Consider the following 269-nt stretch of genomic DNA (forward strand, 5'->3'; position numbering starts at 1 on the left):
TAAAAGCTTGATACAGAGCAAAGTAAAAAGGTATCGCTGCCGCGTACATATCGATTAAAACGAGAGATTTCATATAAGCAATATCTGGATACAATTCTCCAGCAAAATTCCCGATCTTAGGCACCAAAAATATGCACAATGCAAGAACCGGGGTTCCTATAAAAATAATAGCTAACTTTAAAAAGAGTGTCGTAACTTGTTTCATAAAAAGCACCTCGTTTATTTAATGACAACATGATTTTACCATACGATTTATCGTTTTACAATAA

1 pseudogene is annotated in these 269 nt (G+C 33.5%); it reads right to left on the minus strand.

Annotation, left to right across the window (positions count from 1 at the left end):
* Positions 1 to 205: pseudogene (locus tag KI356_RS27395) on the minus strand (DUF2975 domain-containing protein); the annotation flags it as partial.
* Between the last annotated feature and the right edge of the window lie 64 nt (positions 206 to 269).

This window comes from Bacillus hominis (genome assembly GCF_018332515.1).
Lineage (GTDB): Bacteria > Bacillota > Bacilli > Bacillales > Bacillaceae_G > Bacillus_A > Bacillus_A hominis.